The 15,436-nt window shown below is 59.4% G+C and carries 16 protein-coding genes; 10 read left to right on the forward strand and 6 right to left on the reverse strand.

The genetic code is table 11. The features are described from left to right. The first annotated feature begins 123 nt into the window (after positions 1 to 123). The 8 genes from IBX59_RS10410 (at position 124) to IBX59_RS10445 (ending at position 8,158) form a co-directional block, all read left to right on the forward strand. Complete coding sequence (locus IBX59_RS10410) at positions 124 to 615, forward strand: division/cell wall cluster transcriptional repressor MraZ (protein ID WP_367119374.1); 492 nt, start codon at positions 124 to 126, stop codon at positions 613 to 615. Between the two features lie 10 nt (positions 616 to 625). Next, a complete protein-coding gene (rsmH, locus tag IBX59_RS10415) occupies positions 626 to 1,600 on the forward strand; it encodes a 16S rRNA (cytosine(1402)-N(4))-methyltransferase RsmH (RefSeq protein ID WP_296375211.1) in 975 nt (324 codons plus the stop codon). Further along, the gene (locus IBX59_RS10420; protein ID WP_296375213.1) at positions 1,600 to 1,959 is read left to right on the forward strand and encodes a cell division protein FtsL; all 360 of its coding nucleotides are present in this window, start codon (positions 1,600 to 1,602) and stop codon (positions 1,957 to 1,959) included. The genes rsmH and IBX59_RS10420 overlap by 1 nt, the downstream gene beginning before the upstream one ends. Further along, complete coding sequence (locus IBX59_RS10425) at positions 1,956 to 3,740, forward strand: penicillin-binding protein 2 (protein WP_296375214.1); 1,785 nt, start codon at positions 1,956 to 1,958, stop codon at positions 3,738 to 3,740. The genes IBX59_RS10420 and IBX59_RS10425 overlap by 4 nt, the downstream gene beginning before the upstream one ends. Positions 3,741 to 3,754: 14 nt before the next feature. Beyond that, positions 3,755 to 5,242 carry a UDP-N-acetylmuramoyl-L-alanyl-D-glutamate--2,6-diaminopimelate ligase gene (locus IBX59_RS10430; protein ID WP_296375216.1) on the forward strand — a complete coding sequence of 496 codons (1,488 nt, stop codon included), beginning with the start codon at positions 3,755 to 3,757 and terminating at the stop codon, positions 5,240 to 5,242. Beyond that, positions 5,239 to 6,669, forward strand: a complete 1,431-nt coding sequence (gene murF / locus IBX59_RS10435; RefSeq protein ID WP_296375218.1) for a UDP-N-acetylmuramoyl-tripeptide--D-alanyl-D-alanine ligase — start codon at positions 5,239 to 5,241, stop codon at positions 6,667 to 6,669. Before IBX59_RS10430 ends, murF begins: the two co-directional genes overlap by 4 nt. A 10-nt stretch (positions 6,670 to 6,679) precedes the next feature. Next, on the forward strand, positions 6,680 to 7,762 hold the full coding sequence (gene mraY / locus IBX59_RS10440; RefSeq protein ID WP_296375220.1) for a phospho-N-acetylmuramoyl-pentapeptide-transferase: 1,083 nt from the start codon (positions 6,680 to 6,682) through the stop codon (positions 7,760 to 7,762). 81 nt (positions 7,763 to 7,843) lie between these two features. Further along, positions 7,844 to 8,158: a TraR/DksA C4-type zinc finger protein gene (locus tag IBX59_RS10445; RefSeq protein WP_296375223.1), complete on the forward strand. Its 315-nt coding sequence runs from the start codon at positions 7,844 to 7,846 to the stop codon at positions 8,156 to 8,158. Positions 8,159 to 8,251: 93 nt separating this feature from the next. On the opposite strand, the gene IBX59_RS10450 is transcribed toward IBX59_RS10445, so the two are convergent. Both IBX59_RS10450 and IBX59_RS10455 read right to left on the reverse strand, forming a co-directional pair. Continuing rightward, positions 8,252 to 8,365 carry an entericidin A/B family lipoprotein gene (locus IBX59_RS10450; RefSeq protein ID WP_296375224.1) on the reverse strand — a complete coding sequence of 38 codons (114 nt, stop codon included), beginning with the start codon at positions 8,363 to 8,365 and terminating at the stop codon, positions 8,252 to 8,254. Positions 8,366 to 8,436: 71 nt separating this feature from the next. Next, on the reverse strand, positions 8,437 to 9,174 hold the full coding sequence (locus tag IBX59_RS10455; protein ID WP_296375226.1) for an alpha/beta fold hydrolase: 738 nt from the start codon (positions 9,172 to 9,174) through the stop codon (positions 8,437 to 8,439). Between the two features lie 90 nt (positions 9,175 to 9,264). Between IBX59_RS10455 and IBX59_RS10460 the strand changes: the two genes are divergently transcribed. Next, a complete protein-coding gene (locus IBX59_RS10460; protein WP_296375228.1) occupies positions 9,265 to 9,621 on the forward strand; it encodes a hypothetical protein in 357 nt (118 codons plus the stop codon). A 43-nt stretch (positions 9,622 to 9,664) separates the two neighbouring features. On the opposite strand, the gene glyA is transcribed toward IBX59_RS10460, so the two are convergent. Beyond that, positions 9,665 to 10,960 (reverse strand): serine hydroxymethyltransferase, encoded by a 1,296-nt coding sequence (gene glyA, locus IBX59_RS10465; protein ID WP_296375230.1) that lies wholly within the window; start codon positions 10,958 to 10,960, stop codon positions 9,665 to 9,667. A 186-nt stretch (positions 10,961 to 11,146) separates the two neighbouring features. On the opposite strand from glyA, the gene IBX59_RS10470 reads away from it, so the two are divergent. Continuing rightward, positions 11,147 to 11,911 carry an NAD kinase gene (locus IBX59_RS10470; protein ID WP_367119375.1) on the forward strand — a complete coding sequence of 255 codons (765 nt, stop codon included), beginning with the start codon at positions 11,147 to 11,149 and terminating at the stop codon, positions 11,909 to 11,911. 14 nt (positions 11,912 to 11,925) lie between these two features. Here the strand turns inward: IBX59_RS10470 and IBX59_RS10475 are convergent, their stop codons facing one another. The 3 genes from IBX59_RS10475 to IBX59_RS10485 form a co-directional block, all read right to left on the reverse strand. After that, entirely contained in the window at positions 11,926 to 12,474 is a 549-nt protein-coding gene (locus IBX59_RS10475) for a CIA30 family protein (protein ID WP_296375234.1), read from the reverse strand. Between the two features lie 57 nt (positions 12,475 to 12,531). After that, positions 12,532 to 14,424, reverse strand: coding sequence for a propionyl-CoA synthetase (locus IBX59_RS10480; protein WP_296375236.1), 1,893 nt, complete (start codon positions 14,422 to 14,424; stop codon positions 12,532 to 12,534). A 157-nt stretch (positions 14,425 to 14,581) separates the two neighbouring features. Beyond that, a partial coding sequence (locus IBX59_RS10485; protein ID WP_367119376.1) for a hypothetical protein occupies positions 14,582 to 15,436 on the reverse strand: 855 nt, incomplete at its 5' end.

Genomic DNA, 15,436 nt, shown 5'->3' on the forward strand with positions numbered 1-15,436 from the left:
AGTCGGACTATCCCAGAAATGGGACGAGGGCGGCGGATTGTGCAGTGGCAGCAGCGCAATCCGCCGTTTTCACATCCAAGGCAGGTTGCGGGGGCGGTTATTAAAAAGGGCCAAGGGGCAGTGGTGCTGAGTTTCACAGGCGAACACACCCAAAAGGTGGACAGCAAGGGGCGCATGTCGATCCCGGCTGATTTTCGTCGTGTGCTGGAAGCAGGCGACCCTGACTGGGCCCCGGGGTTAAGCCCGCGGATGTTTCTGCTGTATGGCGATCACCTGAAAAACGAATTGCACGGCTACACGGTTGATGAATTCAACAAGGTCGTGACCCAGATTAATGCGCTGCCACGCGGGTCTGACCGCAAGAAAAAACTGTCGCGTCTGATCATCGGGCAATCCATCAAGCTGGACGTTGACAAGGATGGCCGCACCGTGATGCCCATCAAGCAGCGTCAGAAACTGGGCGTCACCGAAGGCGAGTTGCAGTTCAGCGGCCTTGGTGACCATTTCGAGATCTGGAAGGCGGAAACCTATAGCGCCGAAATTGCAGATGATCTGAACGATTGGCTGGCCGCGCAGGGCGATGGTTTCGATCCGCTGATCTTGCTGGACGAATAGGGGCGTGATGATGTCAGCTGCCGCAGACCCCGCACCGCATATCCCCGTTTTGATCCGTCCGTTGATTAATGCCGTTTCACCTGTGTCCGGCGTCTGGCTGGATGGCACCTTTGGAGCAGGCGGCTATACGCGCGCCTTGCTCTCCGCTGGGGCCGATCAGGTGATCGCGGTTGATCGTGACCCTTTGGCGTTTGAAATGGCCGCCGATTGGGCTGGTGACTATGGCGACCGCATCAAAATGGTCGAAGGCACGTTTTCAAAGCTGGATGACTACGGTTCCGGGCTGGATGGGGTCGTCTTGGACCTTGGGGTCAGTTCGATGCAGTTGGATCTGGCCGAACGCGGTTTTTCCTTCATGCGCGAGGGGCCGCTGGATATGCGCATGTCGCAATCGGGGCCTTCGGCGGCCGATCTGGTGAACACAGGAACCGAGGCGGAACTGGCTGATATCATTTACCTTTACGGCGAAGAACGCGCGTCGCGCAGGATCGCGCGGGCGATTGTCGCGGCGCGCCCTTTGGCGACAACGCTGGACCTGGCCCGCGTTGTGGAATCCTGCCTGCCGCGCCAGAAACCGGGGCAAAGCCACCCGGCAACGCGGACCTTTCAGGCGCTTCGCATCGCGGTGAACAACGAATACGGCGAACTGGCAGCAGGGCTGATGGCCGCCGAACGTGCGCTGAAACCCGGCGGGCAACTGGCCGTCGTGACCTTTCATTCGGTCGAGGACCGGATGGTCAAACGGTTTTTGCAGGTCCGGTCGGGCAATGTGGCCAATGCCAACCGCTATGCACCCGAAACCGAACAGATCACGCCCGCGTTCCGCATCGAAAAACGCAAGGCTATCGGCCCGGATGCACAGGAACTGGCGGAAAATCCGCGGTCACGGTCGGCCAAGCTGCGTGTGGCGATCCGCACCGATGCACCGGCTGCTGTGGTTGATCCGGCAACACTGGGTATGCCGATAATGAAAGGGGGCAAATGATGCGCGGATTTCTTTATGTGCTGGCCGCCTTTGCCGTGATGGGCCTTGCTTTTTGGGCCTATCAGGAAAATTACAAGACTCAGGCCGCCATCAAGGACGTGCGCCAGCTACATGCCGATATTGGCGCCGCGCATGAAAGGCTGAATATTCTACGCGCCGAATGGGCCTATCTGAACCGGCCTGACCGGCTGGCTGATCTGGCTGATCTGAACTTTGACCGGCTGGGGCTTTTGCCGCTGATGTCGGTCGCCTTTGGGCGGGTCGATCAGATCATCTATCCGCTGCCGCCCATTTTGCCAATCACCGACCCCATCGCACTGTCCAGCGAGGCGTTCAACGACTGGGAAGACCCGCTATGATCCGCACGCCGCTTCGGCCTTTGGCCCGCATTCTCAAAGCCCGGGAAAAGGGCGAAAATCCCGATGCAATTGCCGCCGAAAACCTGCGCTTGCGCCACGAGGCGATGGCCGACAAGGCCCGCCAACGCGCCGAGGGGCGGCTCTTGGTGCTGGGGCTTGCATTTTTTTGCGCCTTCATCGCGATTGGCGGGCGGATGGGGACGCTGGCATCGTCCGTGCCCGAAGAACCCCGCGCCGCTGCCGTGGGCAACCCGATTATTGGCCAACGCGCCGATATTGTTGACCGCAACGGGCGTATTCTGGCGACCAATCTTGCGACCTATTCGCTTTATGCGCATCCGCGTGACATGATCGACCCGGCGAATGCCGCGCGCGGGCTGGCTGCGATTTTCCCCGAACTGGATGCAAAAGAACTTCTTAAGGATTTTACCGGTGAACGGCGTTTTTTGTGGATTAGACGCCAGATCAGCCCCGAACAGATGCAGGCGGTGCATGACATCGGGTCGCCCGGCCTGCTGTTCGGCCCGCGCGAGATGCGGCTTTATCCAAACGGGCCGATTGCCGCGCATATCCTTGGCGGGGCCAGCTATGGCCGCGAAGGCGTGGACAGCGCCGAAGTCATTGGCGTGGCGGGCGTTGAACGGCAGTTTGATGCCTTTCTGCGCGATCCCGCCAACGAAGGCGCGCCATTGCAGCTATCGCTTGATCTGACGGTGCAGGCCGCCGCTGAACAGGTGCTTGCCGGGGGCATGTCACTGATGAATGCCAAAGGTGCGGCGTCGGTTCTGATGGATATCCACACCGGAGAGATTATTTCCATGGTGTCGCTCCCTGATTTCGACCCCAACAACCGGCCCCGTTTGCCGACCAGTGGGGATCAGTCTGATAGCCCGCTGTTCAACCGGGCGGTGCAAGGGGTCTATGAGCTGGGGTCTGTGTTCAAGATTTTGACCATCTCGCAGGGGCTTGAACTGGGTCTGATAACCCCGCAAACCATGATCGACACCAAAGGCCCATTGACCTGGGGCCGGTTTCGCATCCGCGATTTCAGAAACTATGGCCCTGAACTGACCACAGAAGATGTGATTGTGCATTCGTCAAACATCGGCACGGCCCGGATTGCGATGCAAATCGGGGCGGACCGCCAAAAGGCATTTATGGGGGCGCTGGGCCTGCTTGAACCAACCCCGGTCGAAATGGTCGAAGCCCCGACAGGCAAACCTTTGCTGCCCGCGAACTGGTCGGAAATATCGACAATGACAATATCCTATGGGCATGGCTTGTCATCGTCGCCGTTGCATTTGGCGACCGCATACGCGTCATTGCTGAACGGTGGCACCAAAGTGATGCCAACCTTGTTGCGTGTCGATACGGCAAAGCAGGGGCAGCGTGTTGTCAGCGAAAAGGTCAGCCGCACTGCTGTTGATATGTTGCGCAAGGTCGTTGTGCGCGGCACCGCGTCGCTGGCCGAGGTGCCGGGCTATGCTGTGGGTGGTAAAACGGGCACCGCGGACAAACCCCGCGCCGCGGGCGGCGGGTATTACAAAGACAAGGTCATCGCGACATTTGCCTCGGTCTTTCCGGCGCATGATCCGCAATATGTACTGATCGTGTCGCTGGATGAACCTTCGGAAAATTCAGGCAGTGAACCGCGTCGCACGGCGGGCTGGACAGCTGTGCCCGTGGCCGCAGAAATCATCCGGCGGGTCGCTCCGTTGTTGGGATTGCGGCCACACGTGGACACCCCCCAGCCGGTCAGTGTAACACTCACCGCAAACTAGGTGGGACCACAACGATGAAAACACTGGCAGAACTTGGGCTGACAGCACAAGGCCGCGCCGAGGCGCAGGTGACAGGGCTGGCCGTGGACAGCCGCGCGGTAAGGCCGGGCGATCTGTTTGCCGCGCTACCCGGTGCGCAGGCCCATGGTGGCACCTTCATTGCAACTGCCTTGCAGGCGGGGGCTGTCGCGATCCTGACCGATGCAGCGGGTGCGGCACTGGCGGCTGATGCGCTGGAGCATGCAGAAGTTGCTGTCATCATCGCGCAAGATCCCCGGCAAGCCCTGGCGCAAACGGCATCGCTCTGGTTCGGGCCGCATCCGGCGACGGTGGTGGCTGTGACCGGCACCAATGGCAAGACATCCGTTTCCACCTTTTGCCGCCAGATCTGGGAGGAAATGGGCATTGCGGGCGTCAACCTTGGCACCACCGGGGTCGAGGGGGCGTGGGCGCATCCGCTGAAACACACAACACCCGAACCCATCACCCTGCACCGTGTGCTGGCCGAGGCCGCGCGCAACGGCGTGACCCACGTGGCAATGGAGGCATCAAGCCACGGATTGGACCAACGGCGGCTGGACGGTGTGTTGCTGGCCGCAGGTGGGTTCACGAATTTCACGCAGGATCATCTGGATTATCACCAGACGTTTGATGCCTATTTTCAGGCCAAGATGGGCCTGTTCACCCGCGTTTTGCCCGAAGAAGGCGTCGCCGTTATCAACCGCGACGATCCCAAAGGCAATCAGGTTGCCGAGATTTGTGCGGCCCGCGGGCAAGAGGTGATCGGCGTGGGCCGCGCGAATGGGGCAAGGTTGCGTCTGACAGGCCAACGGTTTGATGCGACGGGGCAGGATGTCTTGTTCACGTGGCAGGGCACGCCGCGTCAGGTGCGGCTGAACCTGATTGGCGGCTTTCAGGCCGATAATGCGTTGCTGGCCGCAGGGCTGGTGATTGCCGCGGGCGCTGTGCCCGCCGATGTGTTCGATGCGCTGCCGCATCTGGGCACGGTGCGGGGCCGGATGGAACTGGCCGCGACACGTGAAAACGGGGCGGCAGTATTTGTTGATTACGCTCATACACCCGATGCAGTTGCGACGGCTTTGCAGGCGATGCGGCCGCATGTGATGGGCCGCATCATCGTGATCGTGGGGGCTGGTGGTGACCGTGACACCAGCAAACGCCCGCTGATGGGCGCGGCTGCGGCGCAGTGGGCCGATGTGGTGATCGTGACCGATGACAACCCCCGAAGCGAAGACCCATCCGCCATCCGCGCCGCCGTTCTTGCCGGTGCCGTCGATGCGGGCGTAACCGATAGCATCACCGAAATCGGCGACCGCGCCGAGGCGATTTTGCGCGGCATTCACATGCTGGCCCCCGGTGACGCGCTGCTGATTGCAGGCAAGGGGCATGAAACAGGGCAGATTGTGGGCGACAGCGTGCTACCATTCGACGATGTAGAGCAGGCCAGCGTGGCCGTTGCAGCACTAGAGGGTAAGATATGACGCTTTGGACCTCTGCCGATGCGGTTGCTGCGACGGGCGGGAAAACCACGACTGATTGGCAAGCAAACGGCGTGTCCATTGACACCCGCACCCTGCAACCCGGTGATCTGTTTGTGGCCCTGAAGGACGTGCGCGACGGGCATGATTTTGTCGCACAGGCGCTGGAAAAGGGCGCTGCTGCGGCGTTGGTGACTCATCGGCCTGCCGCTGTGGCGGATGACGCGCCACTGCTGATCGTGCGGGATGTTCTGGCGGCGCTGGTGGCGCTGGGCAAGGCCTCGCGCGGCCGCACGCAGGCGCGGGTGGCCGCGATTACGGGGTCGGTCGGGAAAACCTCGACCAAGGAAATGTTGCGCGCGGTGCTGTCCGGGCAGGGCAAATGCCACGCCGCCGAGGCAAGTTACAACAACCACTGGGGCGTGCCGCTAACACTGGCGCGGATGCCAGCCGATACCGATTACGCCATCATCGAAATCGGGATGAGCAACCCCGGTGAAATCGCGCCTTTGGCGCGTATGGCCCGACCGCATGTGGCCATGGTGACGACCGTGGCGGCGGCGCATCTGGCGTCATTCGATAATCTGGCGGGAATTGCTGCTGAAAAGGCGGCGATCATGGACGGGTTGGAACCGGGGGGCGTTGCCGTGCTGAACGCCGATATCGAAACGGTGGGGATCTTGCGTGATCATGCCGCGCAAACTGGTGCCCGACAGATGCTATTTGGGGCGAACGGGCCAGACTGGACGCTGCGCAACGCAAGGCTTTCGGGCGATGTAACAGTGATAACGGCGCTGCACGACGGGCAGGAATACCTGTTCAAACTGTCGGTGCCGGGGCGGCATTTTGCGATGAACGCCGTGGGCGTGCTGGCCGTTGCTGATGCGCTGGGGGCGGACCCGCTGGCCGCATCGCTGGATCTGGCAAGTTGGGTGCCGCCTGCGGGCCGTGGCACCCGGGAAATCATTTTGATCGACCGTGCCAACGAAGGCGAAGATCTGACGCTGATCGACGACGCGTTTAACGCTAATCCCACATCGCTGGCCGCATCGCTCGAGGTGGTGGCAGATGGCAAGCCGACTGACAACGTGGGCCGGTTCGTCAAGGGACGGCGCATTGCCATTCTTGGTGATATGCTGGAACTTGGGCCGGAAGCCGCGCAGATGCATCGGGCGATGGCGGACAATGCGCATCTGAAATCGCTTGACCTGGTCCATTGTGCCGGCCCGATGATGCATCATTTGTGGCAAGCCCTGCCAGAAGGGCAGCGCGGGCAGTGGGCGCCGACTGCTGCTGAACTGGTCGGGCAGGTATCGCGGCTGGTGGATGCTGGCGATATTGTGCTGGTCAAGGGATCAAAGGGCAGCAAGATCAGTCTGGTCGTTGACGCCATCCGGAAACTGGGGCATCGCCGCTCTTACGAAAAATAAGGTTTTTGACATGCTTTACTGGCTCACGGCGCTTTCGGAAGGCGGCGATTTTTTCAATCTGTTTCGCTATATCACTTTTCGGGCAGGCGGCGCTTTTATGACGGCGCTTTTGTTTGGGTTCATTTTCGGGCGTCCGCTGATCAATGTGCTGCGCCGCCGTCAGGGCAAAGGACAGCCCATTCGTGATGACGGCCCCGAGGGGCATTTCATCAAGGCAGGCACGCCGACGATGGGGGGCTTGCTGATCGTGGGGGCCTTGACCACATCAACATTGCTGTGGGCGCGTCTGGACAACCCGTTTATCTGGATGGTGTTGTTTGTTACCTTGTCTTTTGCGCTGATCGGGTTTGCCGACGACTATGCCAAAGTGTCCAAGCAAAACACGAAGGGTGTATCCAGCAAACTTAGGATTTTGCTGGGTATTTTGATTGCCGGGATCGCAGGTTATTGGGCGGCTGCCTATCACCCCGCTGATCTGACGAACCAACTGGCATTTCCGATTTTCAAGAACACGCTGGTCAATCTGGGGATATTGTTCATTCCCTTCGCCATTATCGTGATCGTGGGGTCGGCCAATGCCGTCAACCTGACCGACGGTCTGGACGGGCTGGCGATTATGCCGGTGATGATAGCGGCGGGCACCTTCGGGGTGATTTCCTATGCGGTGGGTCGGACCGACTTTACCCAATACCTTGATGTGCATTACGTGCCGCAAACCGGCGAAATCCTGATTTTCACGATGGGCCTGATCGGGGGGGGGCTGGGGTTTTTATGGTATAATGCGCCACCTGCTGCCGTGTTTATGGGCGATACCGGGTCGTTGGCCCTGGGCGGGGCGTTAGGGGCGATTGCCGTCGCCACGAAACATGAAATCGTGCTGGCGATTGTTGGCGGCCTTTTCGTGGTAGAGGCGTTAAGCGTGATCATTCAGGTTCTCTATTTCAAACGGACCGGAAAGCGGGTGTTTCTGATGGCCCCGATCCATCACCACTATGAAAAAAAGGGTTGGGCAGAACCGCAGATTGTGATCCGGTTCTGGATCATATCGCTGATCCTTGCGATGATCGGGCTGGCCACACTCAAAGTGCGCTAGCACGATCTGCCATTGATTCAAATCAAGGCAAATTCCGTCGTGACGCGCGACCTTGGGTCAGATCTAAAGGGAGAGACCTTCATGGATGTCGCGAGTCAAAAACAAAGACTTCTGGCCCGTCGGGCAGAAATAACCGGTGATCTGCTTGAAATCGAGGATCAGCTTGACGACCCACCCACAAAAGACTGGGAAGACCGGTCGGCTGAACGCCAAGGCGACGATGTGTTACAGGCGTTGGGTAACCTTGAACTGGATGAGCTTCGACAGATCGACGCGGCCCTGGACCGCATTGAAAAGGTAACTTACGGCATCTGTGCAAAATGCGGTGGGCAGATATCGGACGCGCGGCTTGAACTGTTGCCTGCAACTCCACTATGCAAAAAATGCGCTGTGTAACTTTTTCCCGGGCGACTTAAACGCCCGGGTATTTTTGCGTTGCCGTTACGGCACCATACGGCATGCGGTTTGCGCTACATGCCGTTCTTCAGGTCAAAGCGCGTTGTCCATCGCAGTGCCAGCGTTGCTGATGTCTTGTCCAACGCCTTTGACAGTTTCACAGGCTGTCAGGCTCAGGATGGCCACGATGGCGAGAAATCTGATCATTTTGTGTCCTTTTTTCCTTTGGTCGCTTCAGATTAGGGCGACACCCGCGACGTCGCAAGGCCGACGTGCAATCATGCAAGAAATGCGGTGACGGCAGCAATGAATTCAAGCGGTTTTTCGGCGTGCAACCAATGGCCCGCACCGGGGATTTTCGCAAATTGCGCGTTCGGAAACAGCGCCTTGATCGCGGGGCGGTGGGCTGGTTGGATATAATCAGACGCAGCCCCCGACAAAAACAGCACCGGCCCGTCAAATTGCCCGGCCATATCGGGAAAGCCGATGATCTTTTCCATGTCGGCGGCCAATACATCAAGGTTCAGCCGCCAGCGCCGGTCTTTGATATCAAGGCTTTGCAGCAGAAAATCGGCCACCCCCGGTTCCAGATCCCCCAAGGCTGCACGCGCATCGGCGCGGTTTTCAATCGCTGCCAGATCAACGCCGCGCATCGCATTCAGCGGCCCCATCTGGGTATGGGGGTATGTCACAGGGGCGATATCGGCCACGATCAGGCGGCGCACCTTGTGCGGATATTTCAGCGCAAGCACCATCGCCGCCTTGCCGCCCATCGAATGGCCCAGCACGTCCGTGGGCTGGGTGATCAGCTGCGCCAGATCATCGGCCATGTCTTCGTAGGAATTGCTGTCATACCACGGGCTGCCGCCATGGTTGCGCATATCGGCGGCCATGATGGGCCGCGACCCTGACAAGCGTTTCGCGATCACGCCCCAGTTGCGCGCCGATCCGAACAGCCCGTGGGCGATCAGCAAGGGCGTGGTGGCGGGGCCTTCATAAGATACCGTGTTCAACATGCACCTGTTTTAACCCTTTGCGTCCCACAGATGCCAGAGGCATTGAGCGGCGGCGCAAACATCATTAACCGCGCGGTTATGGATAACGGTTTGAACGACAAGATTTCCAAGATCAGTGGGTTGATGCGCAGCCAGTTGCGGATCAGTGGCCGTGATTTGCATGTGCAGTATCGCAGGGCAGGGCGCCTTTTGCCGCGCACGGTGCGGCGGGATATCCGCTATCTTCTGGATACGGCGGCCTTGGGCGACAACCCGAAACTGGCGCGGATGATCAACCAGGACAAGATCAGCCGTGCGCATCACAACACGGTGGCTTATCTGCAAGGGCTTGATCCAAAGGCGCAGATGTGGACGCGTGTTCTGAATGTCGCGGCGTCCATCGCGCTGGCGTTGATCGTGGTTTTCGTCGTGATTCTGTTTGTTCTGGTGCAGCGCGGCTTTGTCTGATCGGCGGTTGTAGGGTGGGTGATGACCCACCCTACATATTGGATCAAAGGTTGGTGTAGATCGGAAAGCGGTCGCACAACGCTTCGACCTCGGCGCGCACTTTTTGTTCGACCGCGCCGTTGTCGTCCTCGCCATTGGCGGCCAGACCTTCGGTCACTTCCACGATCCAGTCTGCGATCTGGCGGAATTCCGGTTCGCCGAAACCGCGCGTGGTGCCCGCAGGCGACCCAAGCCGGATACCGGATGTGACGGTCGGTTTTTCAGGGTCAAACGGAATACCGTTCTTGTTGCAGGTGATATGCGCGCGGCCCAGCGATTTTTCCGTCGCGTTGCCTTTCACGCCCTTGGGCCGCAGATCGACCAGCATCACATGCGTGTCAGTGCCGCCGGTCACGATATCAAGGCCGCCCTTCATCAACTGATCGGCCAAAGCTTGCGCGTTCTTGATTACCTGCGCCTGATAAGTCTTGAATTCGGGGCGCAGCGCCTCGCCAAAGGCGACGGCCTTGCCGGCGATCACATGCATTAACGGGCCACCCTGAATGCCGGGGAAAATGGCCGAGTTGAATTTCTTGGCCAAGCTTTCGTCATTGGTCAGGATCATGCCGCCACGCGGGCCGCGCAGGGTTTTATGCGTCGTTGTCGTTGCCACATGCGCGTGCGGGAAGGGCGATGGATACAGCCCCGCCGCCACCAGACCGGCGAAATGCGCCATATCGACCAGCAGATAGGCACCCACGCTGTCGGCAATTTTGCGCATTTTGGCAAAGTCGATGATCCGCGGAATGGCAGACCCACCGGCGATGATCATCTTGGGCTGGTGTTCGGTGGCTAGGCGTTCCACCTCGTCATAATCCAGCAGGTTGTCTTGCTGGCGCACGCCGTATTGAATTGCGTTGAACCACTTGCCCGACTGGTTGGGCTTGGCCCCGTGGGTCAGGTGGCCGCCTGCGTCCAGTGACATGCCAAGGATCGTATCTCCGGGTTGCAGCAGGGCGGTGAACACGCCTTGGTTGGCCTGGCTGCCTGAATTGGGCTGCACGTTTACATAACCGCAGTCGAACAATTCCTTGGCGCGGTCGATGGCCAGATTTTCGGCAACGTCTACATGTTCGCACCCGCCATAATAGCGGCGGCCGGGGTAACCTTCGGCGTATTTGTTCGTCATCACGCTGCCCTGCGCTTCCATCACGGCGGCAGACACGATGTTTTCGGATGCGATCAGCTCGATTTCCTTGCGCTGGCGTTTCAGTTCGGCCTGAATTGCCGCGTGTAACACCGGGTCGCGGGTTTCAAGTGTTTCGGTGAAAAAGCCGTTGTCGCGGACGGTGACGTTCATGGGTAAATCCCCCTTGCAGGTGCCTGTGGCAGAAAAACTGGCGCTGTCATACCCCATGCCCCCCCTGTGCTAAAGGTCCAAAACGACCATGATCTTTATGAGCGCGTCATGCATGTTTCTTATGTACGCCTTGCGTTCCGGCTGCGATCATCCCACAACTTGGCGGAACACAAGGAATTTTTGCCTATGTCACACCGCAAGATTGCATTTGCCGCCAGCTCCATGCCTGTCGCGCAAACAGCCATGACGCAATTGCGCGACATGTATGGCGATGTGCCGCCGGACCGGGCGGATGTGATTGTCGCGCTTGGCGGGGATGGGTTCATGCTGAAAACCCTGCACGAAACCCAATCACTGAACCTGCCGGTTTACGGCATGAACCGTGGCACGGTGGGTTTTTTGATGAATGAATTTCACGCCGATGACCTGCAAGACCGGCTGGATGAGGCGGCAGAAGAGGTGATCAACCCCTTGACCATGACAGCCGTCACCGCCGACGGTAAAACCCATCACGCCCTTGCCATAAACGAGGTCAGCCTGCTGCGCGCAGGTCCGCAAGCCGCCAAGTTGCGCATCACTGTGGATGGCAAGCTGCGGATGCCGGAACTGGTCTGTGACGGTGCGCTGGTGGCGACGCCTGCGGGGTCCACGGCCTATAACTATTCGGCGCACGGCCCGATCCTGCCGATCGGGTCGGATGTGCTGGCGCTGACGGCCATGGCCGCCTTTCGGCCCAGACGCTGGCGCGGGGCCTTGTTGCCCAAGAATGCCATTGTGCGGTTCGACGTGCTTGAACCGGCAAAACGCCCCGTCATGGCCGATGCTGATGGTGCTTCGGTGCGTGATGTCATCAGTGCTGAAATCCGGTCGGAACCCAGCATCACGCATCGCATTCTTTTTGATCCCGGTCACGGGCTGGAAGAACGGCTGATCCGCGAACAGTTCACTTAAAGCTGTGTCTGGGGTCAGTAGACACCAATCCAGCGCGCGGACAGATCGGCGCGATGGTCGCGCCCATAGGCGGCAAAGCCCAGACTGGTCATTGATTCAGGCCGCAGACCCTTGCGTATCAGCCTGCTTGAAGGCGCAAAGACGTCAAAAGGAATGCGGACTTCGGTCCAGTCGGCGCCTGCTTCAAATCCGGCCTGATAGAATTGCCAAGGCAGAACGGTGCCCTTTGTGCGCAGGTGAACGAAATAGGTTTCGCCATTTCCGCGCACTTGCAGAATGATCCCTTGCGCATCGGCCGGGATCGGATCGGTCAGTGCCACCCGTGTCTGGATAAAGCCGCCCCGGTTTTGCGTGCTGACATCGCCTTGCAACTGCAAATACGCATCAGCCCCGCTGCCCCTGATTTGGGCGCCACCTGTGCTCACACCGCCCATGACCTGATCGCTCAGGTAGGTCCATTGATCGTGCGCAGGCGGGGTGTAGTCAACCATGGCTGTTTGCGTCATGGCCGGCCCCACAAGCCCCAGAAACAGCCCAAGCAGAGCGATAAAGCGATGGCGCATTCTGTTTTCCCTTCATGGTAAAGAGATAATGTGCCCATCGCCCTGCGCAAGCCGGCCTTAGCTCTTTGCATACCCCAGCGGTTTCAGGGCCGCGCGAATTTCATCCAGAATAACCGGATCGTCAATCGTGGCGGGCATCTTGAATTCCTGACTGTCCGCGATCTTGACCATCGTTGCGCGCAAGATCTTGCCCGAACGGGTCTTGGGCAAACGGTCCACTACCGCGACCAGCTTGAAGGCCGCCACCGGCCCGATTTCCTGCCGGACCATGCGGATGCAATCGGCGACGATTTCGGCATCGGTTCGGGTTGTGCCCTTGTTGGTGCAGACAAATCCCATGGGCAACTGTCCCTTCAGCTCATCACCTACGCCGATCACCGCGCATTCGGCAACATCGGGATGGTTTGCCAGCACTTCTTCCATGGCGCCGGTGGACAGGCGGTGGCCGGCCACGTTGATCACGTCATCGGTGCGCGCCATGATATAAAGATAGCCGTCTTCGTCCATCATCCCCGCATCGCCGGTTTCATAATAGCCGGGGAATGTGTTCAGGTAGGATTTCACGAACCGTTCTTCGGCGTGCCACAAGGTGGGCAGGGTGCCGGGGGGCAGCGGCAATTTGATGGCGATGGCGCCCAGCGTGCCAGTGGGCACAGGGTGGCCTGCCTCGTCCAGGATATGCACGTCATAGCCGGGCATCGCCACGGTGGGCGACCCGATCTTGACCGGCAGGGCTTCGATGCCCGCAGGGTTGCCTGCGATGGTCCAGCCGGTTTCGGTTTGCCACCAGTGATCATAAACCGGCACCCCCAACACGCGCTGCGCCCATTGAATCGTATCGGGGTCGGCCCGTTCGCCTGCCAGATACAGCGCGCGCAGGCAAGAAATATCGTAATCCTTGATCAGTTCGCCCTGTGGGTCGTCGCGTTTGATCGCGCGGAATGCGGTGGGTGCGGTAAAGAACGACCGGACGTTATGTTCCGAAATCACCCGCCAGAACGTTCCCGCATCGGGGGTGCCGACAGGTTTTCCCTCGAACACCACGGTGGTGTTGCCGTGAATCAGCGGGCCGTAGCAGATATAGGAATGCCCCACGACCCAGCCCACATCGGAAGCGGCCCAGAACACATCGCCGGGATCCACGTTATAGATCGCTTTCATTGTCCAGTTCAGCGCGACCAGATGGCCCGCCGTGTGGCGCACCACGCCCTTGGGTGCGCCGGTGGTGCCGGATGTATAAAGAATATAAGCGGGGTGGTTGCCCGGCACCGGCACACAATCGGCAGGGGTGACACCCGCCTGCACCGCGTGCCAGTCATGGTCGCGGCCCGGGATCAGATCACAGGGTTGCTGGTCGCGTTGCAGGATCACGGTGAAATCGGGCTTGTGGGTGGCCATGTCGATTGCGCCGTCAATCAGCGGTTTGTAGGACACGATGCGCCCCGGTTCCAACCCGCAGGATGCGGCGATAATGGCCTTGGGGCTGGCGTCGTCGATCCGCACGGCCAGTTCATGCGCCGCAAAGCCGCCAAAGACGACCGAATGGATCGCCCCCAGCCGCGCACAGGCCAGCATGGCGACCAGCGCCTCTGGCACCATGGGCATATAGATGATGACGCGGTCGCCCATGGTGACGCCCTTGTCGCGCAGCGCCCCGGCCAGTGACGCGACCTGATCCTTCAGTTCGGCAAAGGTGATCTGCACCTTGGTGCCGGTCATAGGGCTGTCGTAGATGATCGCGGCCTGATTGGCGCGGCCGTTTTCCACGTGGCGGTCCACGGCGTTATAGCAGGTATTGACCGTCGCGTCGGTGAACCATTCATAAAGCGGTGCGCGGCTGTCATCCAGCGCGCGGGTCGGCGGCGTGACCCAGTCGATCGCTTTGGCCTGTTCCAGCCAGAACCCATTGGGGTCTTTTTGTGCGGCGGCGTATACTTCTGCGTAACCCATGGTCTTCCTCCCTCACGGTGTTACCGCTGTTTTCGCGGGTTTTGCGCAGGGGGGCAAGCCTGCGTGCAGGTCGCAAGGGCAGAGTTGTAAATTGGTTTACAGCGTCATGGTGGCCTGCGGCCAGCGGGGCTGTCTGCCCCGCACCCCGAAGGTATTTTTAAACAAAAGAAGGGGGCTGGCGATCCGTATCGCGGGAATAGCGTTCCCAATAGTTTTTGATCCATTTTACAGGAAAGAACCCGAATTTTTCGGGCGTACCCCATCGTTTGAAGGGCGTTTTTGTCATGTCCTCGGGGTTGGGCGTTCCGTGAAACATGACTATGTAACTGTCTTCGGGTCGTTTGATCGGACGCAGCAGATTAACGGGGAAGTGGAAAACAAGATCTTTCTTAAAGCTCAGCACCCAGCTCGTTGGCCAGCTATGCCGGTCTTTGGCATTGTGGTGGATAAAATTCTGGTCGTTCCCGATCGCGCGCAAGTCATCATAAGTCTTGTCGGCAAACATGTCGAACAGGTGGTCTTGCGTGCCTGATATGAAGCCCACCACGGATGAGTTTGACAACAGGGGCTTACCAAAGATTGAGGGAAAAAGCCGTGGCAGTGTATCGGGGATTTCGCGTATGATGTGCAAGCCACCCTGCTTTCGCAGGTGGTCGATCAGCGGGGTCAGATCGCGTAAGACGACCACATCCACATCCATCATAATGACGGGTGTGCCATGGGGCGTGATCCCGGGGGCAAAGGCACAGAGTTTGGGCCACATGCCTTTTTGCCAGTCGGTCTGGTCCATGCGGAAGGGCGGGATCGGCTGCGTTTCAATCCCGGGGGCGAGCCCCCGGGGGTCATCCGTCAGGCAGATGAAACGAAACGGCGTTGTCATCAGGTCGGACAAAGCACGAAACAGGATATTGGTGTAAATGCAGGGATAACCCGCGCCCCACTTAAAGCAGATAAAAGCAGGCGTCAAATTCTCACCCATAATGCGCCACCGGTGTTCCTGCCAGTGCGGACA

Source organism: Yoonia sp. (assembly GCF_014859355.1).
Taxonomy (GTDB): domain Bacteria; phylum Pseudomonadota; class Alphaproteobacteria; order Rhodobacterales; family Rhodobacteraceae; genus Yoonia.

What these genes read in the sequence shown, in the direction of transcription:
- rsmH (WP_296375211.1), top strand. Translation starts at nt 626, where the DNA reads ATGTCAGCTGCCGCAGACCCCGCACCGCATATCCCCGTTTTGATCCGT.
- IBX59_RS10420 (WP_296375213.1), top strand. Translation starts at nt 1,600, where the DNA reads ATGCGCGGATTTCTTTATGTGCTGGCCGCCTTTGCCGTGATGGGCCTT.
- IBX59_RS10425 (WP_296375214.1), top strand. Translation starts at nt 1,956, where the DNA reads ATGATCCGCACGCCGCTTCGGCCTTTGGCCCGCATTCTCAAAGCCCGG.
- IBX59_RS10430 (WP_296375216.1), top strand. Translation starts at nt 3,755, where the DNA reads ATGAAAACACTGGCAGAACTTGGGCTGACAGCACAAGGCCGCGCCGAG.
- murF (WP_296375218.1), top strand. Translation starts at nt 5,239, where the DNA reads ATGACGCTTTGGACCTCTGCCGATGCGGTTGCTGCGACGGGCGGGAAA.
- mraY (WP_296375220.1), top strand. Translation starts at nt 6,680, where the DNA reads ATGCTTTACTGGCTCACGGCGCTTTCGGAAGGCGGCGATTTTTTCAAT.
- IBX59_RS10445 (WP_296375223.1), top strand. Translation starts at nt 7,844, where the DNA reads ATGGATGTCGCGAGTCAAAAACAAAGACTTCTGGCCCGTCGGGCAGAA.
- IBX59_RS10450 (WP_296375224.1), bottom strand. Translation starts at nt 8,365, where the DNA reads ATGATCAGATTTCTCGCCATCGTGGCCATCCTGAGCCTGACAGCCTGT.
- IBX59_RS10455 (WP_296375226.1), bottom strand. Translation starts at nt 9,174, where the DNA reads ATGTTGAACACGGTATCTTATGAAGGCCCCGCCACCACGCCCTTGCTG.
- glyA (WP_296375230.1), bottom strand. Translation starts at nt 10,960, where the DNA reads ATGAACGTCACCGTCCGCGACAACGGCTTTTTCACCGAAACACTTGAA.
- IBX59_RS10470 (WP_367119375.1), top strand. Translation starts at nt 11,147, where the DNA reads ATGTCACACCGCAAGATTGCATTTGCCGCCAGCTCCATGCCTGTCGCG.
- IBX59_RS10475 (WP_296375234.1), bottom strand. Translation starts at nt 12,474, where the DNA reads ATGCGCCATCGCTTTATCGCTCTGCTTGGGCTGTTTCTGGGGCTTGTG.
- IBX59_RS10480 (WP_296375236.1), bottom strand. Translation starts at nt 14,424, where the DNA reads ATGGGTTACGCAGAAGTATACGCCGCCGCACAAAAAGACCCCAATGGG.